Source organism: Halogeometricum rufum, from assembly GCF_900112175.1.
GTDB lineage: Archaea > Halobacteriota > Halobacteria > Halobacteriales > Haloferacaceae > Halogeometricum > Halogeometricum rufum.
Window position 1 is genome coordinate 1,794,273 of the sequence record NZ_FOYT01000001.1, and the last position, 24,755, is coordinate 1,819,027.

Annotated in this window: 27 protein-coding genes; 12 read left to right on the top strand and 15 right to left on the bottom strand. The window is 67.3% G+C overall.

All coding sequences use genetic code 11. The features are described from left to right. The first annotated feature begins 71 nt into the window (after nt 1-71). The 5 genes from BM310_RS09215 (at nt 72) to BM310_RS09235 (ending at nt 4,613) form a co-directional block, all read left to right on the top strand. Nucleotides 72-425, top strand: coding sequence for a hypothetical protein (locus tag BM310_RS09215; protein ID WP_089806768.1), 354 nt, complete (start codon nt 72-74; stop codon nt 423-425). Nucleotides 426-474: 49 nt separating this feature from the next. After that, the gene (locus BM310_RS09220) at nt 475-909 is read left to right on the top strand and encodes a universal stress protein (protein ID WP_089806770.1); all 435 of its coding nucleotides are present in this window, start codon (nt 475-477) and stop codon (nt 907-909) included. A 305-nt stretch (nt 910-1,214) separates the two neighbouring features. After that, entirely contained in the window at nt 1,215-3,542 is a 2,328-nt protein-coding gene (locus BM310_RS09225) for an alkaline phosphatase PhoX (protein WP_177232570.1), read from the top strand. A gap of 189 nt (nt 3,543-3,731) precedes the next feature. Further along, nucleotides 3,732-4,166 (top strand): hypothetical protein, encoded by a 435-nt coding sequence (locus BM310_RS09230; protein WP_089806772.1) that lies wholly within the window; start codon nt 3,732-3,734, stop codon nt 4,164-4,166. Between the two features lie 120 nt (nt 4,167-4,286). Beyond that, nucleotides 4,287-4,613 (top strand): 2Fe-2S iron-sulfur cluster-binding protein, encoded by a 327-nt coding sequence (locus tag BM310_RS09235; protein WP_089806774.1) that lies wholly within the window; start codon nt 4,287-4,289, stop codon nt 4,611-4,613. A gap of 67 nt (nt 4,614-4,680) precedes the next feature. Here the strand turns inward: BM310_RS09235 and BM310_RS09240 are convergent, their stop codons facing one another. The 3 genes from BM310_RS09240 to BM310_RS09250 form a co-directional block, all read right to left on the bottom strand. Further along, nucleotides 4,681-5,322 (bottom strand): cupin domain-containing protein, encoded by a 642-nt coding sequence (locus tag BM310_RS09240; protein WP_089806776.1) that lies wholly within the window; start codon nt 5,320-5,322, stop codon nt 4,681-4,683. Next, entirely contained in the window at nt 5,319-6,473 is a 1,155-nt protein-coding gene (locus tag BM310_RS09245; protein ID WP_089806778.1) for an MBL fold metallo-hydrolase, read from the bottom strand. The genes BM310_RS09240 and BM310_RS09245 overlap by 4 nt, the downstream gene beginning before the upstream one ends. Nucleotides 6,474-6,545: 72 nt before the next feature. After that, nucleotides 6,546-8,213 carry a globin-coupled sensor protein gene (locus BM310_RS09250; protein WP_089806780.1) on the bottom strand — a complete coding sequence of 556 codons (1,668 nt, stop codon included), beginning with the start codon at nt 8,211-8,213 and terminating at the stop codon, nt 6,546-6,548. 130 nt (nt 8,214-8,343) lie between these two features. Here BM310_RS09250 and BM310_RS09255 point away from each other — a divergent pair, with 130 nt between their 5' ends. Together BM310_RS09255 and BM310_RS09260 are read left to right on the top strand one after the other, a co-directional pair. Continuing rightward, nucleotides 8,344-8,979, top strand: coding sequence for a rubrerythrin family protein (locus tag BM310_RS09255; RefSeq protein WP_089806782.1), 636 nt, complete (start codon nt 8,344-8,346; stop codon nt 8,977-8,979). Continuing rightward, a complete protein-coding gene (locus BM310_RS09260) occupies nt 8,979-9,545 on the top strand; it encodes an MOSC domain-containing protein (protein WP_089806785.1) in 567 nt (188 codons plus the stop codon). Before BM310_RS09255 ends, BM310_RS09260 begins: the two co-directional genes overlap by 1 nt. Nucleotides 9,546-9,556: 11 nt before the next feature. Here the strand turns inward: BM310_RS09260 and BM310_RS09265 are convergent, their stop codons facing one another. The 3 genes from BM310_RS09265 to BM310_RS09275 all read right to left on the bottom strand — a co-directional run bounded on the left by BM310_RS09265 (nt 9,557) and on the right by BM310_RS09275 (nt 12,734). Continuing rightward, on the bottom strand, nt 9,557-10,510 hold the full coding sequence (locus tag BM310_RS09265; RefSeq protein WP_089806787.1) for an acetamidase/formamidase family protein: 954 nt from the start codon (nt 10,508-10,510) through the stop codon (nt 9,557-9,559). A 202-nt stretch (nt 10,511-10,712) separates the two neighbouring features. Beyond that, the gene (locus BM310_RS09270; protein WP_089806789.1) at nt 10,713-11,951 is read right to left on the bottom strand and encodes a mandelate racemase/muconate lactonizing enzyme family protein; all 1,239 of its coding nucleotides are present in this window, start codon (nt 11,949-11,951) and stop codon (nt 10,713-10,715) included. A gap of 168 nt (nt 11,952-12,119) precedes the next feature. Further along, on the bottom strand, nt 12,120-12,734 hold the full coding sequence (locus BM310_RS09275) for a DUF7344 domain-containing protein (RefSeq protein WP_089806791.1): 615 nt from the start codon (nt 12,732-12,734) through the stop codon (nt 12,120-12,122). Between the two features lie 265 nt (nt 12,735-12,999). Here BM310_RS09275 and BM310_RS09280 point away from each other — a divergent pair, with 265 nt between their 5' ends. Genes BM310_RS09280 through BM310_RS09295 form a run of 4 tightly spaced genes read left to right on the top strand, consistent with a single transcriptional unit; the run spans nt 13,000 to nt 16,756 of the window. Next, nucleotides 13,000-14,226, top strand: coding sequence for a TasA family protein (locus BM310_RS09280; protein ID WP_089806794.1), 1,227 nt, complete (start codon nt 13,000-13,002; stop codon nt 14,224-14,226). A gap of 9 nt (nt 14,227-14,235) precedes the next feature. Further along, nucleotides 14,236-14,811 carry a signal peptidase I gene (locus BM310_RS09285; protein WP_089806796.1) on the top strand — a complete coding sequence of 192 codons (576 nt, stop codon included), beginning with the start codon at nt 14,236-14,238 and terminating at the stop codon, nt 14,809-14,811. 5 nt (nt 14,812-14,816) lie between these two features. Then, entirely contained in the window at nt 14,817-15,578 is a 762-nt protein-coding gene (locus tag BM310_RS21365; RefSeq protein WP_177232571.1) for a hypothetical protein, read from the top strand. After that, the gene (locus BM310_RS09295) at nt 15,578-16,756 is read left to right on the top strand and encodes a hypothetical protein (protein ID WP_089806799.1); all 1,179 of its coding nucleotides are present in this window, start codon (nt 15,578-15,580) and stop codon (nt 16,754-16,756) included. The genes BM310_RS21365 and BM310_RS09295 overlap by 1 nt, the downstream gene beginning before the upstream one ends. A gap of 51 nt (nt 16,757-16,807) precedes the next feature. Here BM310_RS09295 and BM310_RS09300 read toward each other — a convergent pair whose 3' ends face one another. After that, nucleotides 16,808-17,164, bottom strand: a complete 357-nt coding sequence (locus tag BM310_RS09300) for a hypothetical protein (RefSeq protein ID WP_089806801.1) — start codon at nt 17,162-17,164, stop codon at nt 16,808-16,810. A 55-nt stretch (nt 17,165-17,219) separates the two neighbouring features. After that, on the bottom strand, nt 17,220-18,467 hold the full coding sequence (locus BM310_RS09305) for an HAD family hydrolase (protein WP_089806803.1): 1,248 nt from the start codon (nt 18,465-18,467) through the stop codon (nt 17,220-17,222). A 94-nt stretch (nt 18,468-18,561) separates the two neighbouring features. Between BM310_RS09305 and BM310_RS09310 the strand changes: the two genes are divergently transcribed. Then, nucleotides 18,562-19,002 carry a DUF5799 family protein gene (locus BM310_RS09310; RefSeq protein WP_089806805.1) on the top strand — a complete coding sequence of 147 codons (441 nt, stop codon included), beginning with the start codon at nt 18,562-18,564 and terminating at the stop codon, nt 19,000-19,002. A 27-nt stretch (nt 19,003-19,029) separates the two neighbouring features. On the opposite strand, the gene BM310_RS21370 is transcribed toward BM310_RS09310, so the two are convergent. The 7 genes from BM310_RS21370 to BM310_RS09340 all read right to left on the bottom strand — a co-directional run bounded on the left by BM310_RS21370 (nt 19,030) and on the right by BM310_RS09340 (nt 24,679). Further along, nucleotides 19,030-19,179: a DUF7557 family protein gene (locus BM310_RS21370; RefSeq protein WP_167313711.1), complete on the bottom strand. Its 150-nt coding sequence runs from the start codon at nt 19,177-19,179 to the stop codon at nt 19,030-19,032. 79 nt (nt 19,180-19,258) lie between these two features. Beyond that, a complete protein-coding gene (fba, locus tag BM310_RS09315) occupies nt 19,259-20,251 on the bottom strand; it encodes a class II fructose-bisphosphate aldolase (protein WP_089806806.1) in 993 nt (330 codons plus the stop codon). A gap of 241 nt (nt 20,252-20,492) precedes the next feature. Then, the gene (locus BM310_RS09320) at nt 20,493-20,966 is read right to left on the bottom strand and encodes a PTS fructose transporter subunit IIB (protein WP_089806808.1); all 474 of its coding nucleotides are present in this window, start codon (nt 20,964-20,966) and stop codon (nt 20,493-20,495) included. After that, on the bottom strand, nt 20,963-22,663 hold the full coding sequence (gene ptsP / locus BM310_RS09325; protein ID WP_089806810.1) for a phosphoenolpyruvate--protein phosphotransferase: 1,701 nt from the start codon (nt 22,661-22,663) through the stop codon (nt 20,963-20,965). Before ptsP ends, BM310_RS09320 begins: the two co-directional genes overlap by 4 nt. A gap of 4 nt (nt 22,664-22,667) precedes the next feature. After that, complete coding sequence (gene ptsH1, locus BM310_RS09330) at nt 22,668-22,937, bottom strand: phosphocarrier protein HPr (protein WP_089806812.1); 270 nt, start codon at nt 22,935-22,937, stop codon at nt 22,668-22,670. Continuing rightward, entirely contained in the window at nt 22,937-23,401 is a 465-nt protein-coding gene (locus tag BM310_RS09335) for a PTS sugar transporter subunit IIA (RefSeq protein WP_089806814.1), read from the bottom strand. The genes ptsH1 and BM310_RS09335 overlap by 1 nt, the downstream gene beginning before the upstream one ends. A gap of 123 nt (nt 23,402-23,524) precedes the next feature. Beyond that, on the bottom strand, nt 23,525-24,679 hold the full coding sequence (locus tag BM310_RS09340; protein ID WP_089806816.1) for a PTS fructose transporter subunit IIC: 1,155 nt from the start codon (nt 24,677-24,679) through the stop codon (nt 23,525-23,527). Between the last annotated feature and the right edge of the window lie 76 nt (nt 24,680-24,755).

Sequence of the window (24,755 nt, forward strand, 5' to 3'; positions counted from 1 at the left end):
CGGGTAGAAACTTTTTGGTCCCGCTCGCTCGGTTCGCAAGGCACAAGCCCGGTGCGGGCGGACGACTCGACATGGGAATCGTGGAGTCGTTGCCGCCGCGACCGCTGACTGCGAAGGAACTGATGGACTTGAACCGCTCGGACGCCCTCGAACTCGCCAGTCCCATCGAGGAGGAGGGCGACGCCAGCGGCGTCATCCTCGCCACCGACTCGTGGGTGAAGGGACTCGCCTACGACGACGCGGGCGAGGGGTGGACCGTCGTGGAGACGGTGTCGCTGGTCGACCGGGAGCGAATCGACGGCCTCCAGGCGTGCGAGACGGCCATCCTCGACTTCCGGGGCGAATCGGTCGGCGACGCGGACGGCGGGAGCGACGTGGACGGCGCGGCGGACGGGTCCGAAGCGGACGCGTCGTCCGCCGAGTGACCTCGGGCCGTGGACAGTTTCTAATCCCGGGCGCTCGAATCGACGGCCGATGTACGAACACATACTCGTGCCGACGGACGGTAGCGCGGCGAGCGAAGGTGCGGTCGACCACGCCGTCGACCTGGCGAAGCAGTACGACGCGACCATCCACGCGCTGTACGTCGTGGACTCGGGGTCGTACACGTCGCTGGAGGCGGGGTCCGACATCGTCCTCGAAGCGCTGAAGGACGAGGGGAAGACGGCCGTCGGTCTCGTCGTCGACGCCGCCGAGGAAGCCGGCGTCGATGTCGAGTCGCGGGTGCAGACGGGGACGGCCCACCGGGCGATTCTCGACTACGCCGAAGCCGAGGGCTGCGACCTCATCGTCATGGGGACGCACGGACGGACCGGCCTGAACCGCTACCTCCTCGGGAGCGTCACCGAACGGGTCGTCCGCAGTTCCGACGTGCCCGTGCTGACGGTACGAGCCGGCGAGGAGGAGTGAGCGGTCGGACGTCCGGCCGCGGCCAGCGAACCGGCTGACACCGGCCAGCACCCTGCTGCGTCGAGACGCCGCCCGTGACCGACCGGTCGAACGGCGGCGACGGACCGGACTCTCGCCCGACACCGACACTCTGCAGCGGAGTTATCTCACGATCCTTACAATTTCTATTCTGGACGCTATTCAGTATTTTTGGGCAATTTCAAGATGTATGTCTATATTCGTCCCTTGGAGAGTCTTGCAATACAGTATATGTACGGAAAAACATTATAAATCTATTTTTACTGAGGTGTTGTGTGTCGAATCGCATGGTCGAATTTACTCGACGCAAACTGATGGCGACGTCCGTCGCGGCATCGCTCGGAGCGAGCGTAGCCGGGGCGGCGAGCGCAGACGAGGTAGAGGAGACAGATACGCCGGGAGCACCGAGCGTGAAGGGCAGTCTCAAGCGGTTCTCGACGACCGCGTTCGGGGCGGAGGTAACCGGTCCGTTCGTCTTCCACGACGGGTCGCTGTTGTACAGCCTCCAGCACCCGTCCGCAGAGAACGGCGAACCCTTCGGCCGGGCGGGAGTCGGCTACTTCAAGGGGTTCCAGTTCGAGTTCGACGGCGACAACGACGACTTCGAGGAGGTCGGAATCCCCGAGACAGAGGAGGAACAGCGGGACCTCCGCTCCGAGAGCGGCGACTACGAGATCCTCTTCTACGGGCGCGAACCGATCAACGGCGGCGACGAACTGCTCGGCGTGACGCAGACGCCGGACGGGACGGACATCATGCGCGAGAGTCCCGAGGACCCGGAGCGCGAGGAGCGACCCTACTTCGCGGGCACCCAGTACGGACTCGCCGCGAGCAACCCCGACTGCAACCAGTTCGTCTCGACGAACGACGAGGGGACCGAGGGCTACTTGTTCACCAACTGGGAGAACAGCCCCGGCAGCGTCTCCCGCGTCCCCCTCAGTCAGGACGAGGACGGGGAGTGGCACGCCGACCTGGAGAACGCCATGAACCTGACCAACACCGAGTCGCTGCGCGCTCACGGCGGGACGCGGATCAACTGCTACGGCGACTTGACGCCGTGGGAGACGATGGTGTCCGCCGAAGAGAACTACTCACACCCACGCGTCAACCAGACGGCCAAGGTGAGCGACATGGTCGAGGCGGGAACCGGACTCGGACTCGTCGGCGCGGCCCATTTCTGGAACCGGCCGAACCCCAGCGAGATTTCGAGCGCGATATCGACGTACGCGGAGAAGGACCACATCGACGAGGACTTCAGCCCGCAGGGCTACTGGTCGCTGACCGGCGTCGAGTTCCTCGCGTACTACCTCGGCTCCGACCAGAACGACCAGGTCGACGACCAGAACCTCCGGACGACGCCGATAGACGACGTCTACCCGAACCCGTACCGCTACGGCTACTTCGTGGACTTCCGCGAGCCGGCGGCCGACGAGCCCGAAGCGGTCAAGTACTACGTCATGGGCCGGGCGTCGTGGGAGGCCCCGGACTTCCAGGGCGACAACAAGACCGTCTACGGCTGTTCGGACGGCGACAGCAAGGGCATCTACAAGTTCGTCGCGGACTCGCCCATCCAGTGGTACGACGACCCGATGCGGGTCGAGGGCACGCTGTACGCCCCGAAGATCACGAACGACGCCGCGAACGCCGAGGAGGCCGGCCAGCGGAACTCCCCGGCGGACGTTCCCCTCGAGGTCGAGTGGCTGCCGCTCGGCCACGCGACCAACGCGGAGGTCGAGTCGTGGATCGCCGAGTACGACGACGTCACGCAGGTCGACTACCTCGAGGCCCACGCCGAGACCAACTGGGCCGACGACCCGGCGGCGGCGCTGCGCGAGGCCGACCTGAACGTCATCGAGAACGGCAACCGGAACTACATCTCGAACGAGGACATCGTCGAGTGGGCGAGACAGTACGAGGAGAACGGGCACGACGGCGTCGACGAGGAACTCCGACGCGTCCCGTTCCTGGAGACCCGCGCGGCCGCGAAGGAGATCGGCGCCTCCATCGAGTTCAACAAGGCCGAGGGCGTCGACAGCGTCGACGACGCCGGGCCGGGCGACTACGTCTACTTCGGCATCTCCGAGTTCAACGACGACCTCGCGAACGACACGGGCGACATCCAGATGGACCGCGTGGACGGCGGCGTCGTCTACCGCGGCGAACTCGAGGAGGACTACAACATCTCGACGCTCGAACCGGTCATCGTCGGTCCCGACTTCACGGACCCGCCGGAGGACGCCAACGACGCGCTCCGGAACGTGGACAACGTCTACACGATGCGCGACGGGCGCGTCCTCTGCTGTGAGGACGGCTTCGGCGGCCCCGCCCGGTCGTACCCGAACGACGGGCTCTACGTCTACCAGCCCGAGAGCGTCGGGAAGACCGTCAGCGAGTACCTGAACGGGAGCGAGGAGACGGAGACCGAAGACGGCAACGGCGAGGAGAGCCCCGGCGACGGCAGCGACGGCAACGCCGGCGGCAACGGCAATCCCGGTAACAGTAGTAGCGGTAACAGCAGCGACGGTAACGCCGGCGGCAACGGTAGTCCCGGTAACAGCAGCAGCGGCAACAGCAGTAGCAGCAACAGCAGCAGCGGCAACAGCAGTAGCAGCTAACGACGATACCGGAAGACGGGACCGGGTCCGCGACTGGAGCCGAGACGGCGTCGACCGCTCACGCGAGCGCGGGAGACGGCCGCCGCGCGGACGGGTCGGCGTCGCGCCGTTCGACGGGAGCGACACCGCGACGGCGACGCGACTCCCCCGTCCGTCGGTTCCGTTCTTCACCCGACTTCGAGAACAATCATGTCACAAACGAACGACCGAACCGAGAACGAGCAGCCCGCGGCGCCGACCGAGTCGGTCCACCGCGACTACGTGCTCGACGTCCGTATCGTCGAACTGACGACCGGCGACGACACCGTCTACCGGTTCGAGGCACCGCACCACGCGGGCCTCGAGTTCGAAGACGCCGAGACCGCAGAACTGTACGCCGACGTCTACTTCGACGTCAACGGATTTGAGGAGGCGGGCACCGGCGAGCGAGGCGTCCCCCCGGAGATAATCCAGGCCGGACGGGACACGCTCGTCGGCTACTTCCTCACGCAACCGTCCGTGGACGTCGAGTGGGTCGCCTCCTACTACGGCGAGAAACCCGAGAAGATACAGCGGTACGCCAACCGCGTGCGGAAGCGAGCGACCAAGATACGCGAGGGCGTCGCCGAACGGAACGTCGGCTGACCGAGCGACCGAGACCGGCACGGCGGACCGACGAGTCGCCGCCACGACCCGATTCGACCTCTTTTCGCCGACGCAATCGCAGCATAAAGAGTTTTGCCGCGGTCCCGCAAACCGGATGCTATGACCGACTACACCGTCGAGTTCGTCGGGACCGGCGAGACGATTCAGGTCTCCGACAAGCAGACGATTCTCAAGGCCTGCATCGAGGAGGGCATCGCGCAGGAGTACTCCTGTCGCGTCGGCATGTGTCTGGCGTGTTCCGCCGAGATTCTGGAGGGCGACGTCGTCCAACCCGCCGCCAGGGGCCTCACCGACGAGGAACGCGAGGGCTACGCGCTGACCTGCATGGCGCGCCCCCAGAGCGACCTCAAACTGAAGCGCGGCGTCTACCCGCCGAGCATCGAGGACGACGCCGCGGCCGCGGCCGCCGCCGCAGACGACGACTGAACGCGTCGCTTCTCCGCGCCGTCTCGTCGTCGCCCACACGTCGGACAGTCGCTCGTCACCCGGGCAGTCACTCGTACTCCGGATAGTCGCTCGTGTAGCCGACCGCTCGACCCAGCGGTGCCAGCAGGCGGACGCCGAGTCGCTGGAGCGACAGGGGGACGGCGGCGAGGTAGAGCAAGTCGTCGTACCGTTCGAGCAACACCGCGAGTCTTAGCGGGTTCAGCGGCATGCCCGACGGCGTACTCATGCCGTCGCGGGCGAGTCCATAGGTGACACGCATGAACCGCTCCGTCCGGAGGGCGGGACGGACCTCGCCGACGAGACGGAGTTCGTCGGGCCCCTCGTTCCAGAACCGGTGTCGGTCGCCCTTCGGAATCGTGACGCGTTCGCCCGCGTCGAGCAGGCGCGTCTCGCCCTCGTGCCAGACGCCCATCCGGCCGGAGACGACTTCGAGCGTCTCGTCCTGTTCGGGGTGGACGTGTCGCATCGGCCCGTGGGAGTCCGGCGGCGGCGCCAGCCACATCTCGAACCGGGCGTACTCGCCGCCGGTGTCGGCCGCCGTGGCGACGTACCGCACCCGCTTGCCGGCCGTCGGACAGTCTATCTCCTCGACGCCGTCGTCGGTGGCGTTCCGGTCGCCGTCGGCGTCGGCCCCGCGTCGGTCCGACCCGCCGTCGCGTCGGTCCGCCGCCGGTTCGGCGTCCGTCACGACTCGCCCGCCTGCGACACGGCGCAGTTGTTCGGGCCGAGTTCCAACTCGAACGCCTCCGCGTCGTCCACGTCGGTCCGGCCGAGGTTCGTCTCGATTATCTCCTCGTAGTTCGCCGGCCGCGGCGGCATGTCCGAGAGGACGTAGTCGACGAACCCGTCTTCGTCCATCGAGAACGCGGAGAGTCGGTCCCGCAGGTCGCCGAGTCGCGCCGTGTACGTGCCGTCGTCCGCCCTCGACGCGGCGTCGCCGTAGTGACAGGGGGCGATGCGAACGTCGTCGTCCATCTCGCCGTACACCGACCGGAGCGTCTCGTGGAGTCGGCGGGCCATCGCCTCGGCCCCCTCGTCGCCCGCTTCGAGGTCCGGGCGGGCGACGCTGTCGAGGAACAGGCTGTCGCCGGCGAGACAGAGGTCGCCGAGGCGGAAGGCGGTCATCTCGGAGGTGTGTCCGGGGACGCGGACGGCGGTGAGCGTCACGTCGCCGACGCGAATCTCGTCGCCGTCGGCGACGAACTCGGCGGCGGCGTCCGCGCGGAGCCCCCGTTCCCGGGCGGCGGCGGGGTAGACGGGCGTCGCCCCCGTCCCGTCGGCCAATCGGCGGACGCCGCTGACGTGGTCGGCGTGGACGTGCGTGTCGAGGGCGGCGACGAGGTCAGCGCCGTACTCGCGGACGTCGGCGACGTAGCGGTCGGTGAACTGTCGAAGCGGGTCCACGACCGCCGCCTCGTCGTCCGAGACGACGAGGTAGGCGAGACAGCCGCTGGAGGGGCGGTGGTACTGGTAGACGGCGGCCTCGGCGTCGAGTCTGACGACGACGGAGGCGTAGACGCGCGCCCAGCCGCGCATCCCGTCTTCGAGGTTCTCCGCGTCGAACCCAGCCTCGTCGAGGAGGTCCGCCACGTAGTCGCTGGCCTCGCCGCGCCCGCAGACGACCACGACGAACTCGTCGGGGGCCAGACCGGCCTCGCGCGCGGTGGACGCCACCGTGTCGCCGGCCTCGGCCACCATGAACTTCGAGTACGGGACGAGCGTCGTCGTGACGGCCTCGTCCTCGATGTGCCACTCCTCGAACTCGTCGCGGTTGCGCACGTCGAGGACCGTGACGGGCTCACCTCGTTCGAGTCGGTCGTAGAGCGCTTCGGGCGTCATACGTATCCGTAGGACGCTTCGGCCGAATATAGCTGCCGCCGAGCGCGGGCGAGACCGACGCGCGGTCGCCGCTCAGTCTCCCGATTCGTCGGCGAGACGACGGCGGACGTGGTCGGGCATCTCGTCCACGCCGCCGTCGGTGCCGACCGAGGCTGGCGGCGTCCCGTCTCCCGTGGCCGGCGTCTCCGCCGCGGCCGCTTCCCCGTCATCGACCGCGAGTCGCTCGCTCGCCGCGCTGATGGCGTCGACCTGCTCGGCCTGCTCTCGACTCGCCTCGGCGACGTCCTCGACCTGCGAGGCGACCCGTTCGGCCTGCGTGCGCGTGTTCTCGACCGCGCTGGACACCTGTTCGGCGCTCATCGCCTGGTTGTCGGTGGCGTCGGCCACCTCCGCGATGCCCTCGGACGTCCGCTCGACCGCGTCGACGATTTCGCCGAGGCTGTTCATCGCCTCGCCGCCGCGTTCGATTCCCTCGTGGAGTTTCTCGGTCGTCGACGCCAGACTCTCGACCGTCTCGTCGGCCTCGGACTGGACGCCTTTGACCGTCTGTTCGACCTCGCTGGCCTGCGCCTGCGACTCCTCGGCGAGCGACTTGACCTCCTCGGCGACGACGGCGAACCCCTCGCCGGCCTCGCCCGCCCGCGCCGCCTCGATGGAGGCGTTCAGCGCCAGCAGGTTCGTCTGCTCGGCGATGTCGTTTATCGTCTCGATGACGCCGTCCACCTCGTCTATCTTCGCCTGCAGGCGGCGGACGTCCTCGGACGCCTCGGTGGCCGCCTCGCTCACCTCCTCCATCACCTCGATTGCCTCGTCGGCCGCCTCCTCGCCGTTGGCGGCGCGGGTGGCGGCCTCGACGCTCGTGTTCTCGACCTCTTCGGCCGTCGCGGCTATCTCCTCGACGGTCGCGCTCATCTGCGACACCTCGCCGGCGACGCGTTCCATGTCCTCGACCTGTTCGGACGCGATGTCCCGGATGTCCTCGGCGCGGTCGGAGACGACCTGTGAGGACCGGTGGACGTCGTCGATGGGGTCGCGGAGTTCCCGTTCGACCTGCGAGGCGAGTTCCCGGCGCCGGTCGGCCTGCTGTCGCGCCTCTTCGCTGTAGGAGTGGATGTACGTCTCCATCGCCACCTGCTGGTCGAGGAGGAACAGTTTCAGAAGCGAGAGCGTCCGCTCGACGACGGCGTCGACGGCGGCGTCCACGTCGCCGCCGGCGGACTGCCCGCGGAGACCGGCGAGCAGTCCCCCGTCGCCGTCCGCGCCGGCGTCTCCCTCGAACTCCCGCTTGACGTCGTCGCCGATGGCCTCGACGAGGCGTTCGTAGTAGACGGAGTACGCGCCGAGGTAGAACTTCGGTCCCACGTCGAGCATGTCGTGAATCTTGCCGACCCGCGCCCGGCGCTCGAAGTAGCTGCGGTCGTACTCACCGCGTCCGAGCGACTTCAGGTACGACGCCTGGTCGCGCTTGAGGACGTCCAGTCCCTTGCTCGACCGGCCGAGAATCTCGGCCGCGTCGTCGTCGCTCGTGAGTTGGTCGTAGAACTCGTCGACCACGTCGTCGGCGATGCTGTCGAACAGCGGCGAGAGTTCGGCCAGTCGCTCCGCGTCGCTCTCGTCGAACCGGTTGAACGACTTCCGCCACGCGATCTCCTCGGCGTCGAGTCCCATCGTCTCTGCGAGTTCCGTCCCGTCCACCGTCTGCCGACGCGCGTCGTCGACGGCGAACTGGTCGTCTTCCATACGCGTTGTCCAAACCGTTTCGACATATGAACGTTCGCCGTGAGATATCACTCTCGATAACGAGAGAGTTATATAGCCAACTGTCCGGCACCGGGCGAAGATTCAGGGTCGCCGCGACCGACCGCTCGGTATGGACGGAGAGACGCTTCGCTCGGCGGTCGAGAGGGACAAGGAGACGGAGTTGGCGCGACTCGGGTCGCAGCAACTGCTGGTCGCGTTGACCGACGCGGACCTGACGCGCGAACGCGTCCTCGACGTGGCGGCGGCGTCGGAACACGCCGCGCGCGAGACGTTCCGCGGGTGGGCGGACGACGAGGCGAACGGGGCGGTGCGCGAGGCGTTCGCCGCCGTCGCCGACCAGGAGGCCGACCACCTCCGACGCGTCAGGGCCGAACTCGACGGCGACTGGGAGGCCGACGACGAACCGGGACCGATGCACGGGTACCTGCGCGGCCGCGACGAGACGGTCGAACGAATCGCGGGCGGGATGGTCGGCCGCCCCCTCGTGAGTCACCGGACGTACAACCAACTCATCGGCTTCTTCGTGAACGAGGCCGACGAGGCGACGGCGGATGTCCTCCGGGAACTGAAGGCCGAGACGGCCGAGACGCTGACCGAGGGCCTCTCGCTGCTCGAATCCACCTGTGAGGACGAAGCGGCGTGGGAGACGGCCCGAACGGTGGCAGGGTACACGGTTCAACTGGCGTACGACGACTACGCGGACGCCCTGCAGGGTCTCGGCTTCGACCCGCGGTCGGTGTGCTGATGGCCGACGACGACTCCGCCGCCGCGGACGCCCGGGCCGACGTCCACGGCACCGTCGAAGCCCTGTGGACGAGTCCCGAGGACGGCGCCCCGATGGAGTCACACGAGAGCATCGACTGCGTCGAGGGCGGCATCCGCGGCGACCGGTACCTCCGCGGGACGGGCCACTACTCGCCGTTCGACGTCTGCGAGGTGACGTTCGTCGCGGCCGAGGCGTTGGAGACGATTCGCGAGGAGACGGGCATCGACCTCACGGACGGCCGGCACCGCCGGAACGTCGTCGTCCGCGGTCCGGACCTCCGCGACCTGTTGGAGACGACGTTCCGCGTCGGCGAGGCGACGTTCCGGGGGACGCGTCCCCGGCCACCCTGCGCCCACGTCGAACGGGTCGCGGGCGAGGAGGGCGTCGCGCGCGCCCTCGGGAAGAAGCGCGGCGGCATCTGCGCCGACGTGGTCGAACCGGGGGCGGTCCGCGTCGGCGACGAACTCGAACTGCTGGAAGCCGACCCGCGGACTGTCGGGCGGTCCATCGCGGACCGACTCCGCGAGGCGTTCGGCGGGGAGTAGCCCGGGGGCCCCTACTCGGGGAAGATGCTGTCCGGCAGGTACGCCGTCACCGTCCAGTTCGGGGCATCGACGACTTCGCTTATCTTCAGGTCCACCGCCGCCGAGCAGAGGATGTACGCCTCGCCGCGCGTCAGGTCGCGTTCGGTTTCGAGGTGGTCTATCATGTGCCGGACCGCCTTCTTCGTCGCCTCCATCAGGTCGTCGGCGATGCCCGTCGTCGCGTACATCGGTTCGTCCGACCCCGTCGGCGTGAACGGCCCCGTCGTCTTCAGTTGCGGTTGCTCGATGGATTTGTCCGTCAGTACGTCGAACCGCGCGGTGACGAACATGGGTGCCTCGATGCCCGTGACGCACACCTCGCCGTCGCCCTGCGCGGCGTGGCAGTCGGCGGTGGAGAACAACGCGCCCTCAGTCTCGACGGGGAGGTACACCGTCGACCCCTTCGTCATGTGCTTGACGTCCATGTTGCCACCGGTGTCCCGCGGCGGGAGCGTGTCGTGTTCGCCGTCCTCGCCGGGCGCGACGCCGATGATGCCCGGGAACATGTCCAGCGGAACCTCGATGCCGTTCACGAAGTGAGCCACGTCCTCCTCCAACTCCCAGACGTGCAGTCCCGCCTCCTCGAACTCCTCGGGGAGGAGGCCGAGGCCCATCTCGCCGGGCATGTAGCCGGTGAACCCCCAGCCCTTGTGCTCGAAGTCGAGGAGTTCGACCGCCAGCACGTCGCCGGGTTCCGCCCCCTCGACGGCGACGGGACCCGTCAGCGGGTGAACCGGGTCGAAACTCGCGGTGGCGAGGTCCTCGGCGTCGGAGTCGGGACCGACCTGTCCGTCGAGTGCGTCCCGGCACTCGAAGCGGACCACCTCACCCGGTTCGACCGTCACGAGGGGGTCGAGGCTGTTGTCCCAGACGTGGTGGACGTTCTCGTCGTCGTCCGTGAGTTCGTAATCGACTTCGTACGTCATACGATAGCACTAGCCGCCTCGGTCGATAAATGTGAGGCTCCCGTCAGGTGAGGATTCAAATACGAAGGCGCGGCCAAGACCGCCGTGACGTAATCACGGCCCGTCGCGACTCGCGGTCGCGCGGCGCACTCGCGACGGGACGCCTGCGGTCTGCGCCGCCTGTTCGCCAAAAGTTGCCGTCAGCCGACCGCCGGACGTCTCGTCACTCCTCGTCGAACAGTTCCTCGCCGGCGACCATCTTGTCCTCGACGACGTCCATGTCGAGCGTCACGCCGAGTCCCGGTTCCTCGGGTATCTCGATGTAGCCGTCCTCGATGACCGTCTCCTCGACCAGGTCCTCCCACCAGCCGAGTTCGTAGGAGTGGTACTCGACGGCCAGCGAGTTCGGGATGGCCGTGCCGACGTGCGCGGAGGCCATCGTCGCGACGGGCGAAGAGACGTTGTGCATCGCGACGGGGACGTAGTACTGGTTCGCCACGTCGGCGATCTTCTGCGTCTCGCGCATGCCGCCGACCTTCGGCAGGTCGGGGGCGATGATGTCCACGGCCTGGTTCTCGATGAGTCGGCGTTCCTCGGTGACGCGGTAGCGGTTCTCGCCCACCGTGATGGGTGTGAGCGTGGACTTCGTGACTTCCTCCTGCACTTCGAGGTTCTCCGGCGGCACGGGGTCCTCCAGCCACCAGACGTCGTAGTCCTCTATGGCCGCGGCGAGGCGTTTCGCGGAACTCGCGGAGAACGTCCAGTGACAGTCGAACGCGACGTCTGCGTCGTCCTGCACCCGTTCGGTGACTTTCTCGACTATCTCCGCCTTGTGACGGATCTCGCCGGGTCGGAGGTGTCGGTTCGCCCGGTCCTTCTCGTGGCCCGAGGGCACGTCGAGGTCGAACTTCAGCGCGTCGTAGCCGAGTTCGTCGACGACGCGTTCGGCCTCGTCTGCGCAGGCGTCCGGGTCGGCCTCGTCTTCGGTGTGGCAGTCGCAGTAGACGCGGACCTCGTCGCGGTACTTGCCGCCGAGCAGTTGGTAGGCCGGAATCTCGAGAATCTTGCCCGCGAGGTCGTGGAGGGCGATTTCGATGCCGGAGATGGCCGTGACCGTGACGCCCTCAACCGAACCCTCACCGGACATCTTCTGGATGAGGTGTTCGAACAGTCGGTCGATGTCGAGGGGGTTCTCGCCGACGACGAACGGTTTCATCCGCTCGACGAGTTCCGGGACGCCCGCGCCCCAGTACGCCTCGCCCGTACCGACGATGCCGGCGTCCGTGTAGATGCGGACGAGCGTCCACGGGAAGTTCCCGTTGATCATCGTCGTCTGCACGTCGGTTATCTCCACGTCGCGGCCGCCGCCTCGCTTGGCCGTGACCCCCATCGTCTCCGAGGAGAGGTTTCGCATCGTATACTCCGCGTTCGGGTCGTGTAAGTCTGCGTAGTTTCTGACCATGGTTTTTCGTTTACTCGATAAGTTGTAAACCTTTGCACTCCGGCGGCTGAGTCGTCGGAGCGTCCGATTCGAACCGCGGGGGCGTCACACAAAAAGAGCGTTCGTCCCCGTCTGAAAGCTCTCGGTGGGCGAAAGCTTCCCCCCGGGACGGATTCCGACAGAACCGATTCAGACGCGGCGCGTCGGCGGCTCGCCTTGGGACCCGAGTCGACGGCGACGCGTCCACCGGACGTGGACGGCGCTGGCGACGACGAACAGGAGCGAACTGAACACGGCGGCCTGCGTCATCGAGAGGACGGAGAACGGGTACGCGCCGACTGCGACGGCCGCGACCAGCGAGAGCGAGAACAGCGAGAGTCCGAGGTAGAACGTGCTCCACGTGATGTCGTTTCCGGGCACGACTTCCATGTAGACGTTCAGGTCGTCCGCCCGTTCGGCGAGACAGATCGGGTCCGCCGACGACTCGTAGGTCACGATGCCCGCGTCGTCCATCCGCGGGAGATGCGTCTGGTGGAGGGCCACGTGGACGCGCCGTCGCTGTGTCGACGTGACGGCCTCCGGAGGCACGTCGTTCTCCCAGGCCGCGACGTGCCGGGACAGTTGGTTCAGCGAGGGCGCCTCCTCCTCCTGCATCAGGTAGTGGAGGGCGAACCGTCGCCGGTCGTTACTCAGGATGTCGAACGCGTCTCGTGCGGAAAGTGGCTCGTGCGCGTCGTCCGATGCCCCCTTCGGGCCTGCGCACTCGTCACTCCCCTGCACCGACGCTGCATCGATGCTCCCCATGACTCGCTGCCCGTACAGTCACTCCACAAACAGTTAAATCTATAGGATAATCAATATTTCTGGTACGTATGCCTGTCGAGACACTCGGCCCAACGTAACGCTTGGTTTCGTCCGTTTAATCGCCCGTTTCGCCGGACGAGCGGAGAGTCTCGGTCAGGAACGACCACCGTTCAGATACGTAACTCCTCGATAAGTTCTCGAATGCTGACCATAGATAAGGGGGTGCCGTCCCATCGTTCACCTGCCGAAAGGCGAGAGAGAAACCATGACAAACGACACCAACATCGAACTTTCGCGGCGGAAGATCCTGGCGGGACTCGGCACCATCGGTCTGGCGTCTGCGGGGGCAGGCGCGGGGACGATGGCACTGTTCAGCGACGAAGAGACGAGCGAGAACAACAGCATCAGCGCGGGTCGACTCGATATGCGCGTCGGCGCCGGGGGCAACGCGAACGTCAACGTCGGTCCGATTCACCCGGGCGAATCGGGCACGGAGAGTATCACGCTGAAGAACCGCAACAACTCCACCATCGGGGGCGTCCTCGACGTGACGGGCGTCAGCGTGACGAGCGGCGAGAACGGACGCACCGACCCGGAGCACGAGGCGAACGACAGCACGGCCGGGCAGGGCGAACTCGACGACAAGCTGAAACTCCGCGCGTACGTGGAGAACGCCGACGGCGACTACGACTTCGTCGACGGGGCGGGCGACCTCGTCGCGGGCGACAAGAGTTCGGTCGGCAAGATAAAGGCGAAGAACCTCAAACCCCGTGCGGTCGGGTTCTCGGTGGACCCCGGCGAGACGGTGGAACTGGTCGTCGACTGGGACCTCCCCGAGAGCGTCGGCAACGTGGTGCAGACCGACGACGTGTCGCTGGACCTGACCTTCGAACTCGTGCAGGGTCCGCGCGTCCGTACGTTCACCGACGAGCAGGGACCGTTCACGGGCAACTACGGCGGTCCCGGCGACTACTCGTACGACAAGGGCTTCACGCGGACCTCGTTCCACAACAAGTTCGCGACGATGATCCACCGGACGGCCGGCGGCGACTACAAGTTCTTCGTCAAGAACTCCGAGACGGGCTCTCAGACCGAGACGACCGTCTCGTCGTCCGGTCCAGTGCCGTTCGAATTCGTCTACAACGGCCAACAGGGGCTAGCGAACCTGACCGTGGACGGGACGTCCCTCGGAACAGTCTCCGTCCCCGAGCCGACGCTGGGCACGATGGCGATCACGGCCAATTCCGCGTACGATAACTCCGGCGACGGCTCCGTGGACGCCACGAACGTCGAACTCGACGGTGAGACGGTCGGCTCAGGGTCGCTCTCGACGTCCGTCTCCGGTAGCGGGGAGATAGACTTCGAGACGTTCCACGTCGAGGGTCTTGACTCGTCGTCTCGATTCGTCGTCACGGGGACGGTAGACATCGAGGCGGTCGGCAACGACGGCGCGAACTACCTCGCCGAAGCGCTCCACATCGATCTCCGGTAGGCGACCCCGATGCAACTCCCCACCGACACGGACGCGCGGACGTGGGCGGTCCGGCTAGCCATCGCGCTGGTCGTCGTCCCGTTCGTCGTCTTCGCGGTTCCGCAGGTGGTCGGCGCGGACCACAGCTACGTGGTTCAGTCCGACAGCATGACGCCGACGTTCGCCGCGGGCGACGTCGTCGTCGTCGACGGTCGGTCGCCGTCGACCGTCGAGGCGGGCGACGTCATCACCTACACCGCTCCCGGTGCGAGCGTCGTCGGTGGGGGCGGGGCGAACAGAATCACGCACCGAGTGGTCGAAGTCGTCGAACGGGACGGCGGCCGATTTTTCCGTACCAAAGGCGACGCCAACGAGGAGGCGGACGGCGAACTCGTCCCCGCGAGTAACCTCGTCGGGGTCGTCACGTTCTCTATCCCGTACATCGGGTGGGTAATCGCGTTCGGGCAGACGCGCCTCGGCACGCTCCTCCTCGTCGTCGCTCCGCTCGCGCTGCTAGCTCTGACCGAACTGTGGACGGTCGCCGGCGGCCTCGGTCTGACCGGCGAGGACGACGACGGCACGGCGGGAGACGGAGAGGCACCATGAAAGCGATGAATCCAACCAAGGTGCTCGCGGCGGTCGTCGCGGCGGTCGTCTTGCTCTCGTACGTCGGCGGCGTGGGCGGGTACACGCTGGCGACGATGCACGACACCGAAACCGGCAGCGTCGAGATACGAGTCGGAACGCCGACCCCCGAAGCGACCCAATGTGAGCACCCCGGTAACGGAATCGGTGTCGGTCAGAACGACTCCGGCAACGGCGAAGCCAACGGACGGGACAACGGCGAGAGCGAGGGGCACGAGAACCGCCCGAACGGACCCAAAAAGTGCCCACCGGGGCAGTCGAAGGGTTCGAACGGTCAGAACGGCGCGTCGGCGAGTTCGATGGGGGCCGGATCGTCCGGCGGTGACGACGACGGTGCAGAGTCGGACGGTTCGGCCTCCGAGACGCCCGAGACGGAGACGAGCGCATCCACGTCGACTCCCACCGAGACGCTGACAGAGACGGAGACGGGAACCGAGACGGCAACGGAGACGGAGACTGAGACTGAAACCGAGACGGCAACGGAGACGGAGACTGAGACTGAAACCGAGACGGCAACGGAGACGGAGACTGAGACTGAAACCGAGACGGAACCGGCGACCACAGAGACTGAAACCGAGAACCCCACCGACGCGGAGACGGAGACGAGCACCGAAACCGGAGCGCCGACCGACAGTGAGGCGCCGGCCGATACGGCGACCGAGACCGAGGCCGAAACTGACACAGAAACCGAGACTGCGACGGAGAACGAAACGGAGGCCAGCGCCTGATGCGCGTCGAACTGACGAAACGGACCGCGCTGGTCCTCCTCGTCCTCCTGACCGTCCTCGCCGGGGCCGGTATCGGCCTGATACAGGACGGCGGCGACTCCGACGCCGGACCCGCGCCGCCGACGGTCACCGTGACCCCGCCCGGAGACGGTGCGGTCGAAGACGGGACCGAGCGAGACGGCGACACCGGGTCCGTCGACGGCGCGGCGACCGAGACGCCCGACGGCGGCGACGCGGCGGACGGCGCGACGACAGACGCCGAACCGACGCTCTCGGTCACCGCCACGGCGGCCGACCCCGAACCGGTACGGCACGCCACCGGGTCGGTCGACCGACTCGAAGGGACCGTCCGGACCGACGCCTCGTGGACCGGGACGGCGGACACCGCCGTCGTCGTCTACAGCGTCTGGGCACCCGACTTCGGGTGGGCCGAGACGACCCGTCGGACGGTGAACGTCGCCGGAGCCTCGACGCTGCCGGCCGACGCGGCCATCGAGACGCTCACGTACGCGACGGGAAGCAGGGCGTCGGCGTTCGAGAACCCCCGAGACGGCACCACACGAACCACCGAGGGCCACGTCGCGGTCACCGTCGTCCTGTTCGACGGCGGCGAGGAAGTCGCCAGAGAGCGAGTCACCGACCCGTTCGGCGTCGCGGTGACGAACCTCGGGTCCACGGGCGGGTCGGCCGCCGCGTCGTCGGGTGGTGCCGGGACGGGCGAGGCGTCCGACCCGGTCGAACTCGCCGTCGGCGGGGCGGACGACGCGCCGATTCGAATCGACGGCGTCGCGCCCGGCGACAGCGGCGTCGTCCGGACCGCCGTCCGCAACGACGGTACCGAGTCCGGTCGGCTCAGCCTCCACGTCGAGAACGTCACGGACGCGGAGAACGAACTGCTGGAACCCGAACGCGACGTGGGCGACACCGACGAGACGGGCGAACTGTCCGGGGCCGTCTCCGTCCGCGTCTCCGTCGGCGAGGACTACCTCGTCGGCGGCGAGGGGACGTGGGTCCGACTGTCGGAACTGGAGACGGTAGCGTTCGCGAACACGACGCTGGAAGCCGGTGAGACGCGTTCGCTCGACGTGGAGTGGCGCGTCGACGGGGCCGTCGGCAACGAGATTCAGAGCGACTCCGCCGTCGTGGACGTGACGCTCGTCCTCTCGCAGACCTCCTGATTTTTCGAGGGTCCGCCCGCCGGTTCGCCGGCCGTCGCGGATTCGCGGCCGTCACCCGAGGAGCAGTCGCACGTTGTACGTCGTCGTGAACGCGCCGACGACGGCGAGTGCGAGGGGCGGCAGGTAGTAGGTGAACGCGTCCTCGTCGTTCGCGGCGGCGACGCTGATAGCGAGGCACGCCAGGAGGACGACGAGTTTCAGGCCGACGAGTCCGGCCTGTCCGAACGTCTCGACGGCGACGCGGACGAGGACGTTCGCCTCGTTGACGGTGTCGCTGAAGTGGATGAGGGCGATGGTCGTCACCACGTCGCCGACGCCGTACGTCGCGGTGGCGAGGAACCAGAGGTTCGTGAACTCCCGTTCCTCGAACGGCGTTCCCCGCAGCGTCCACCGCGACCCGTCTGTCATCGGTCGAGACGACGGGCGGGTCCTATAAGAAGATTGACCCGTGACTGTGGCGAAATTACCGCTGGTCGAGCAGGTTGAGGACGTAGACGGTTCGGAGCATCGACGCCGCGTCGCCCCGGTCGTACACCAACTCGTCGGTCTCCAGCACGTGCGTCAGAACGTCCTGTGAGGCGTGTTGCGGGGCGGCGGCGATGCCCGCGTCCGCGTCGGCGGCCCACTCCATCACCCGCAGGTCGGACTTGCTGTCGCCCATCACGAGGACGAACGGGTCCTCGACGCCGAGGACGTCGAGGGCCGCCCGCACGCCGTTCGGCTTGTTCAGTTCGAGCGAGCCGATTTCGGCGGCGTCGGCGTGGTAGTACGCCACGTCGATGCGGTCGAACAGGTCGCGGACGGCGTCCGGCACGTCGGCGGCGTCGCGTTCGGGTGCCGCGCCCTCGGCGTCGAGGACGTCCGCGACTTCCGGGTCCGCGTCCGCGTAGTAAGCGCGCGCCCAGTCCTCGGCCGCGTCGGTCTCCACGTCGCCGTCTACCGCGGCGGCGACGGCCCGGCCGAGGAGGTCCACGAGGTAGACCAGTCCCTCGTCGATGACCGCCTCCGCGGGGTCGCTGCCGATGTCGAAGTTGGGCTTCAGCGTGATGTTGAACTCGTTGCCCTGCAGGTGGACCGACTCGCGCAGGTCGTCGGGGGCCTGCGGGAGGACGCGCGAGCGAACCTCCGAGAACACCTCGCGGACCGTCGGGTCGAGGTCCTCGTACAGCAACTGCTTGGTGGTCGACCCGTGTCCGGGCGTGAACACGCCCGTCCCCGCCTCGTAGACGATGCTCACGTCGCCGGAGTGGACGAGTTCGTTGCCGAGTCCCTGGATGGTGAACCCCTTCACGTTCTCCAGCGTCTGGCCCGTGCAGATGACGATGGGGACGCCCGACTCGTGGAACTCCGTGAGGAGGTGGAGGGCGTCGCGCGGAATCTCGTTGTCCGTGCGGCCCGCCGAGCGAAGCGTCTCGTCCACGTCGAGGACGAGGGCGTTCACCGCGCGGCCGTACTTCGAGTGCAGGTCGAGGGCGGTGAACGTCTGGTCGCGGTTGGCCCGGGCGGCGATTTCGGCGAACGTGTCGCCCGCGGCGAACGCGTCGCGAATCGCGTCCTTCCGGTCCTCCAGTTCGTCGCTGGCGTCCTGCCAGTAGTCGAGGGCGATGCGGGAGTCCACCGGCGGGAACAGGTCCACGAAGTCCTGTAACTCCCGGAGCGTGTCCGCCTCGAAGTCCTCGTACAACCGGTAGAGGAGGTCGTAACGTTCCATACGACTACCCTGTACTGCGTGCAGAAAAACTGTACCCGTACGGCGATTCCTGCGTGGGGAAACGCTCAAACGCCTCGTACACCAACGCCGACACATGACTGACTGGACAGACAGCATCGTCGGCGACCGGATGACGGTGGACCGCGAGTTCAACGACCGGGTCGCCGCCTCCGACTTCACGAGTCAGGAGTGGGGGCTCATCATGACGGCGACGGAGTTCGAGATAGAACACCCCGACGACCCCGAACGGGCGCGCATCGTCGCGGACACCGAGAAACTCCCGCAGATAATGCCCGAGTTGAAGAACGTCCGCTCGCAGATGGCGCAGATGGGCGGCGCGCCGGACGACACGTCCTCGTCCGGCGGCGGCCTGTTCGACTCCATCAAGGGCGCACTCGGACTCGGCGGCGACGGCGGTGACGCCGAACGGCAGGCGGACGCCGAACGCCTCGTGCAGGAGTACGCCGACGAGTTACAGCGTCACCTGGAGTCGAAGGGCAAGTGGGAGCGGGTCAGAATCGCGTATCAGGAGTAGTCGGCGGTCGGACGCGACGTGGACGGCTCAGACCTCGTCGCCGGAGTGGAACAGCGTCAGTTCCTCGGCCTCGTAGATGTTGATGAGTTCCGTGACGATCTCGTCGTAGTCCTCGTCCTCCTGTCGGAGAGAGTCGAGTCGCGCCACCGTCTCCTCGTCGAGGTGTATCTGGGGCATACTAGTCGGTAGGACAGCGTGCGACTTAAGCGCGGGGGACGGCCCGGGCCAAAAAACGGTGGACGCCGTCGGGGAAGCGTCAGACGTACCGGCTCTGGTTCGCGCTGCCGGAGACGTGCGTCAACTCGGCGTGGACGTCCGCGACTCGGTCGCGAATCTTCCGGCCGACGACGCGCGGGTCGAACACGTCCTTGTTCGGCGACCACTCCGTCTCGTTGAAGAACGTGTCGCGGGCGTCCTCGGTGTCCTCCGGCGGGACGATGGCCTGCGGGTCCTCGCGGTAGTGGTCGAACGCCGTCCGAGTGTATTCGTACTGGTAGCGCGTGTCCTTGTTCACCTTGCAGATACCGTGCTGCAGCATCGACTGCAGTTGGTCGGGTTGGACGCCCGAAGAACCGTGGAGGACAAGCGGCGTGTCCAGCCCGTGGTCGCGGAGCGTCTCGCGGATGTCGCGGGCGAGGTCCGGGCGGAGTTCGAGGTCCTTCCCCTTCGCGACGCCGTGTTGCGTGCCGACGGAGATGGCCAGCAGGTCACAGCCGGTCCGGTCGACGAACTCGACGGCCTGTTCGGGGTCGGTGTAGAACGCCTCCTCGGCCTGCACCTCGTCCTCGACGCCCTTTATCTGGCCGAGTTCGGCCTCGATGAGCACGTCTGCGCCCTTCTCCTCTTTCATCTCGACGACCTCTCGACTCGTCGCGACGTTCTCCTCGAACGGTTCGTGAGAGGCGTCTATCATGATGGAGGAGGGGATGCCGAGGTCCATCTGCGCCTCGATGAACTCCATGTCCGACTGGTGGTCCATGTTGAGGAAGACGCCGATGTCGTACTGCTCGGCGATGGTCTCGACGTACGACCCCATCGCCTTCAGTCCGGAGACGGCGTCGCCGTTCCCCGCGAAGGACGCGGCGCCGCCCGATAGCTGTAAGAGCAGGTCGGAGTTCTCGCGCGACGCGCCCTCCATCAACCCCATCATCACGTTCGGTTCGGCGATGTTCGAGGCGATGAGACCGAATCCCTCCTCGAGTGCGTCGTCGTACACCTTAGCGAGTTCGTTCCCGCGGTAGAACGGCACTGTGAGTCACCTGCTTCGGCGTTCACGTGCAGGCATTATAACGTATGCGGAGCGCTTTCGTTTCTGCCCGTTTTCCGGTTCCGGCGTCAGACGCTGCGAACCGCGGAGATAGCTACCCGAATCCGGATGAATCTCTCTCCGCCTCGACAGTCGCGTGAACGCGGGTGTTCGCCTCTGTCCGCTTCTGAAAATTCGGTACTCGGACGCGAGTCAACGTTCGGTCGCGAACGCGTCGGCGGGTTCAGGAGAACAGTTTCTTCAGGCGGGCGAACAGGCCCTTCTCTCGGTCGCCGCCGCGCCGTCGCTGTTGCGGTTCCTGCGTCTCCGTCGCCGCCGTCTCGGACGCCGCCTCGTCGTCGCCGGCGTCCGTCGCCTCGCCGCCGCCGACTTCCACCGTCCCCGTCTCGTCGTTCTCGACGAGTTCTGCGGCCCGTTCGACGAGTCCCTCGGCGTCGTTGACGCCGTCTTTGACCGTCCCCTTCACCAGCGGTTTGCCCTCGAAGCGGTCGCGACTGACCGCCGTGTCGGAGGCGATGATGACCGCGTCCGCGTCGGCGACGTCGTCGGCGGTGAGTTCGTTCTCGGCGCCCATCGCCCCCTGCACTTCGACCTTTATCTCGTGCCCGAGTCGCTCGGCGGTCTGTTCTAAGTTCTCTGCGGCCATCTGACTGTGCGCGATTCCCGTCGGACACGCGGTGACTGCGACTAGCTTCATGATTCTGTGTTCTCCGTTAGCACTCGTCTCACTTCGTTCTTCGTTCGGGCCGAGAGCGCTCGTTCGGCCAGCGCTCTCGCGTCTTCGGTGTTCGTCTCGGTCACGGCCCGCTTGACCTGCGGCACCGTGACCGCGCTCATGCTGAGTTCGTCGAGACCGAGACCGAGGAGCAGTTCGGTCAGGTCCGGGTCGCCGGCCATCTCGCCGCACATGCCGACCCAGACGTCCGTCCCCTCGGTGGCTTCGACCGTCGCCCGGATGGCGCGGAGCACCGCCGGCTGGTGGTAGTCGCCGAGTTCGGCGACGCGTTCGTTGCCGCGTTCGGCGGCCATGACGTACTGGGCGAGGTCGTTCGTCCCGATGCTGAAGAAGTCCACCTCGTCGGTCAGAGCGTCGGCCATGAACGCCGCCGAGGGCGTCTCGACCATCACGCCGAACTCGGGGACGGCGTACTCGACGCCCTCACGCTCCAAGTCGTCGGCGAACAGTTCCAGTCGCTCGCGGGCCGCCGTCACCTCCTCGACGGTCGAGACGAGGGGGAGCATCACCGCCAGGTCGCCGCCGCGTTCGCTCCCCGCGGCGCGGAGGAGCGCACGCAGTTGCGTCTCGAACAGGTCGGCGTCGGGGCCGAGCGACCGCCGGATGCCCCGTTCGCCGAGGAACGGGTTCTCCTCCTCGGGCAGGTCGAGGTAGTCGATGGGCTTGTCGCCGCCGACGTCCAGCGTTCGGACGACGACGCGGCCCTCGGGGAACGCCTCCAACGCCTCGACGTACGTCTCGTACTGTTCGTCCTCGTCCGGCGGCGACTCCCGGTCGAGGAACAGGAACTCGGTCCGGAACAGGCCGATGCCGTCCGCACCGCGGTCGGCGGCCGGCGCGAGGTCCGCCTCCGTCCCGACGTTGCCGGCCACCTCGACGGGGACGCCGTCCGCCGTCGAGACGGGGTCGTCCCGAATCTCCACGTCGGCCTCCTCGGCGGCCGCCTCGCGCGTCTCCTCGTCGGGGTCGACGACGACGACGCCGTCGGTGCCGTCCACGACGACGCTCTCGCCCTCGGCGACGTCGTTCAGTTCCTCGCCGACGCCGACGACGGCGGGCAGGGCCAGCGACCGGGCGAAGATGGCCGCGTGCGAGGTTCGCCCGCCCGTGACGGTGACGAACCCGGCGACGCGTTCGGGGTCCAACTGCGCGGTGTCGCTCGGCGTCAGGCGTTCGGCGAAGACGACGCTCCCCTCGGGTAACTCCGCGAGGTTCACGCGTTCGCCGCCCGAGAGGACGCGCACGAGTCTGTCGCGCACGTCGCGCAAGTCGTCCGCGCGTTCGGCCATCCGGCCCTCCATCCCCTCGAACTGCTCGACGAACCGGTCGAACGTCCGTTCGACGGCGTGTTCGGCCGGGAGGCCGTTCGAAATCTCCTCCTCGACGCCCTCGGTTATCTGCGGGTCCTCGAGGAACTGGACGTGCGCGTCGAACACCGCCGCCTCGTCCTCGCCGACTCGTTCGGCCGTTCGTTCGCGTTCGCGCTTCAGTTCCTCGCGCGCCGACGTGCGCGCCTCCTCGAACCGTGCCGTCTCGGCGTCGGCGTCGACCTCCTCGGGGGCCGGCGGGTCGTCCAGTTCCGCGTCGGGCGCGTACCAGACGACGGTGCCGACACCCGAGAGCGGGGTGACGCCGATGCCGTCGAATCGCCGTGTCATCGCGTTACAGTTCGTCCTCCGGCGTCGAAAGCACTTCCTCCAAGGCGTCGAGTGCCTCCTCGGCGTCGTCGCCCTCCGCGGAGAGGCGGACGTTCTCGCCGCCCGAGACGCCGAGTCCGGTGACGGCGAGCATGCTCGCGGCGTTCACCATGTCGCCGTCCTCCGGGCCGACGCGAATCTCCGCGTCGAACTCGTTGGCCGTCTCCACGAACACCGACGCGGGACGGGCGTGCAGGCCGTCCTCGGGGACGACGGTGACGATTCGCTCGGGCATCAGTTCACCGCCTCCCGGACCGTGTTCTGGACCGTCTCGGCGTCCTCGGCCTCCAGCAGTTTCTCGCGGACGTCCTCGTGCATGAGGGCGCGCGAGAGCGAACTGAGAATCTGCAGGTGTTCCTCGCCGCCCTCCTCGGGGACGAGAATCATGAACAGCAGTTTCGCCGGCTTGTCGTCCATCGCGTCGAAGTCGATTCCCTCCGCGGAACGCGCGAACGCCACAGAGGGAGCCTCGACGGCCGTCGTCTTGGCGTGGGGGATGCCGATTCCCATGCCGACGCCCGTCGTGGCCTCCTTCTCTCGTTCCTGCAGGTCCGCGAGGGCCGTCTCGCGTTCGGTCACGCGACCGTTCTCCACGACGAGGTCCAACAGGTATTCGATGGCGAGTTCCTTCTCTGCGGGCGGTTCTTCGAGCGAGATGTGCGCCGTCGGCATCAGGCGGTCGATTTCATCTTCGAGCATTTTCGTGCGAATATGTGAACGGCTGGGGTAAGGTAGTTGTGTTGGCGGCCGTCTCGGCCGGTCGGCCGTCGGTGTCGTCTGTCGTCGGTGTCGTCTGTCGTCGGTGTCGTCCGTCGTCTGTCGTCAGTCGTCGGATGTCGCTGCGGCCGTCTCCGTCTCGCCCGCGCCGACGCGGTCCTCGAAGTCCGGCTTCCACACCGTCGCGATGGCGGCGGTCACGAGCGACCCGATGACGATGGCGCCGAGGAAGACGAGCGGTTTGTTCGACAGCGGAACGACGAAGATGCCGCCGTGCGGGGCGGGCATCGTGACGTTCAGCGCCATCGACATCGCGCCGCCGACCGCGCTCCCGGCGATGATGGACGGAATCACGCGGACGGGGTCCGAGGAGGCGTACGGAATCGCCCCCTCCGTGATGAACGAGAAGCCGAGGACGATGCCCGACTTCGCGTTCTCGTACATCTCCGCGGCGTACAGGTGCGGTGCGACGAAGTTCGAGATGGCGAGACCGATGGGCGGAATCATCCCGCCGATCATCACCGCGGCCATCGGCGCCGTGACGCCCTCTGCGATGAGGCCGGTGGCGAACACGTAGGCGACCTTGTTCACCGGGCCGCCCATGTCGAACGCCATCATCCCGCCGAGCAGTGCCCCCACGAGAACGGCCTGTCCGCCCTGCATGCTCTGGAGGAAGCCGGTCAGCGCGGCGTTCGCGATGGCGACCGGGACGCCCAGGACGAAGATGACGAGGGGCGACAGAATCGCCATCGTCAACACCGGCACGATGAGCACCGGCATCATCGGCGTCACGTAGTCCGGGACGCTCCAGCCCTTTATCCAGCGGGCGACGTACCCGGCGAGGAGGCCGGCGACGAGTGCGCCGAGGTAGCCCGCGCCGGCCGCGCCACCCTGCAGACCGATGACGTCACCGGCCGCCTGCAGGACGTTCCCCTGCTGGATGATGTACGAGAGCAGGAACCCGGGCGCGAGACCCGGCCGGTCCGCGATGGCGTACGCGATGTACGCCCCCAGGATGGGCACCATGATCGTGAGCCCCGCCACGCCGATCTGAGCGAGGAACCAGCCGAGCGTCCCGGTCGCACCGAACACTTCCTGCACGCCGGTCCCGGTGACGCCCGCCACGGCGTACCCGAGAGCGAGGAAGATACCGCCGATGGTGACGAACGGAATCATGTACGATACGCCGGTCATCAGGTCCTCCTTTATCTTCGTCAGGTAGGCCCGATACGCGTTCTCCGCTGACTGCTTGCTTGACATGGATTGCTCCCTCACGATAGTTTCTGTATGTCTTCAAAAACCCTTTCGGACATGAACGATTTTGAACGGTTGCGCT

Excerpts from the sequence above, each read along its gene's own strand:
- BM310_RS09215 (WP_089806768.1), top strand. The coding sequence starts at position 72 with ATGGGAATCGTGGAGTCGTTGCCGCCGCGACCGCTGACTGCGAAGGAA.
- BM310_RS09220 (WP_089806770.1), top strand. The coding sequence starts at position 475 with ATGTACGAACACATACTCGTGCCGACGGACGGTAGCGCGGCGAGCGAA.
- BM310_RS09225 (WP_177232570.1), top strand. The coding sequence starts at position 1,215 with ATGGTCGAATTTACTCGACGCAAACTGATGGCGACGTCCGTCGCGGCA.
- BM310_RS09230 (WP_089806772.1), top strand. The coding sequence starts at position 3,732 with ATGTCACAAACGAACGACCGAACCGAGAACGAGCAGCCCGCGGCGCCG.
- BM310_RS09235 (WP_089806774.1), top strand. The coding sequence starts at position 4,287 with ATGACCGACTACACCGTCGAGTTCGTCGGGACCGGCGAGACGATTCAG.
- BM310_RS09245 (WP_089806778.1), bottom strand. The coding sequence starts at position 6,473 with ATGACGCCCGAAGCGCTCTACGACCGACTCGAACGAGGTGAGCCCGTC.
- BM310_RS09250 (WP_089806780.1), bottom strand. The coding sequence starts at position 8,213 with ATGGAAGACGACCAGTTCGCCGTCGACGACGCGCGTCGGCAGACGGTG.
- BM310_RS09255 (WP_089806782.1), top strand. The coding sequence starts at position 8,344 with ATGGACGGAGAGACGCTTCGCTCGGCGGTCGAGAGGGACAAGGAGACG.
- BM310_RS09260 (WP_089806785.1), top strand. The coding sequence starts at position 8,979 with ATGGCCGACGACGACTCCGCCGCCGCGGACGCCCGGGCCGACGTCCAC.
- BM310_RS09265 (WP_089806787.1), bottom strand. The coding sequence starts at position 10,510 with ATGACGTACGAAGTCGATTACGAACTCACGGACGACGACGAGAACGTC.
- BM310_RS09270 (WP_089806789.1), bottom strand. The coding sequence starts at position 11,951 with ATGGTCAGAAACTACGCAGACTTACACGACCCGAACGCGGAGTATACG.
- BM310_RS09275 (WP_089806791.1), bottom strand. The coding sequence starts at position 12,734 with ATGGGGAGCATCGATGCAGCGTCGGTGCAGGGGAGTGACGAGTGCGCA.
- BM310_RS09280 (WP_089806794.1), top strand. The coding sequence starts at position 13,000 with ATGACAAACGACACCAACATCGAACTTTCGCGGCGGAAGATCCTGGCG.
- BM310_RS09285 (WP_089806796.1), top strand. The coding sequence starts at position 14,236 with ATGCAACTCCCCACCGACACGGACGCGCGGACGTGGGCGGTCCGGCTA.
- BM310_RS21365 (WP_177232571.1), top strand. The coding sequence starts at position 14,817 with ATGAATCCAACCAAGGTGCTCGCGGCGGTCGTCGCGGCGGTCGTCTTG.
- BM310_RS09295 (WP_089806799.1), top strand. The coding sequence starts at position 15,578 with ATGCGCGTCGAACTGACGAAACGGACCGCGCTGGTCCTCCTCGTCCTC.
- BM310_RS09300 (WP_089806801.1), bottom strand. The coding sequence starts at position 17,164 with ATGACAGACGGGTCGCGGTGGACGCTGCGGGGAACGCCGTTCGAGGAA.
- BM310_RS09305 (WP_089806803.1), bottom strand. The coding sequence starts at position 18,467 with ATGGAACGTTACGACCTCCTCTACCGGTTGTACGAGGACTTCGAGGCG.
- BM310_RS09310 (WP_089806805.1), top strand. The coding sequence starts at position 18,562 with ATGACTGACTGGACAGACAGCATCGTCGGCGACCGGATGACGGTGGAC.
- BM310_RS21370 (WP_167313711.1), bottom strand. The coding sequence starts at position 19,179 with ATGCCCCAGATACACCTCGACGAGGAGACGGTGGCGCGACTCGACTCT.
- BM310_RS09320 (WP_089806808.1), bottom strand. The coding sequence starts at position 20,966 with ATGAAGCTAGTCGCAGTCACCGCGTGTCCGACGGGAATCGCGCACAGT.
- ptsP (WP_089806810.1), bottom strand. The coding sequence starts at position 22,663 with ATGACACGGCGATTCGACGGCATCGGCGTCACCCCGCTCTCGGGTGTC.
- ptsH1 (WP_089806812.1), bottom strand. The coding sequence starts at position 22,937 with ATGCCCGAGCGAATCGTCACCGTCGTCCCCGAGGACGGCCTGCACGCC.
- BM310_RS09335 (WP_089806814.1), bottom strand. The coding sequence starts at position 23,401 with ATGCTCGAAGATGAAATCGACCGCCTGATGCCGACGGCGCACATCTCG.
- BM310_RS09340 (WP_089806816.1), bottom strand. The coding sequence starts at position 24,679 with ATGTCAAGCAAGCAGTCAGCGGAGAACGCGTATCGGGCCTACCTGACG.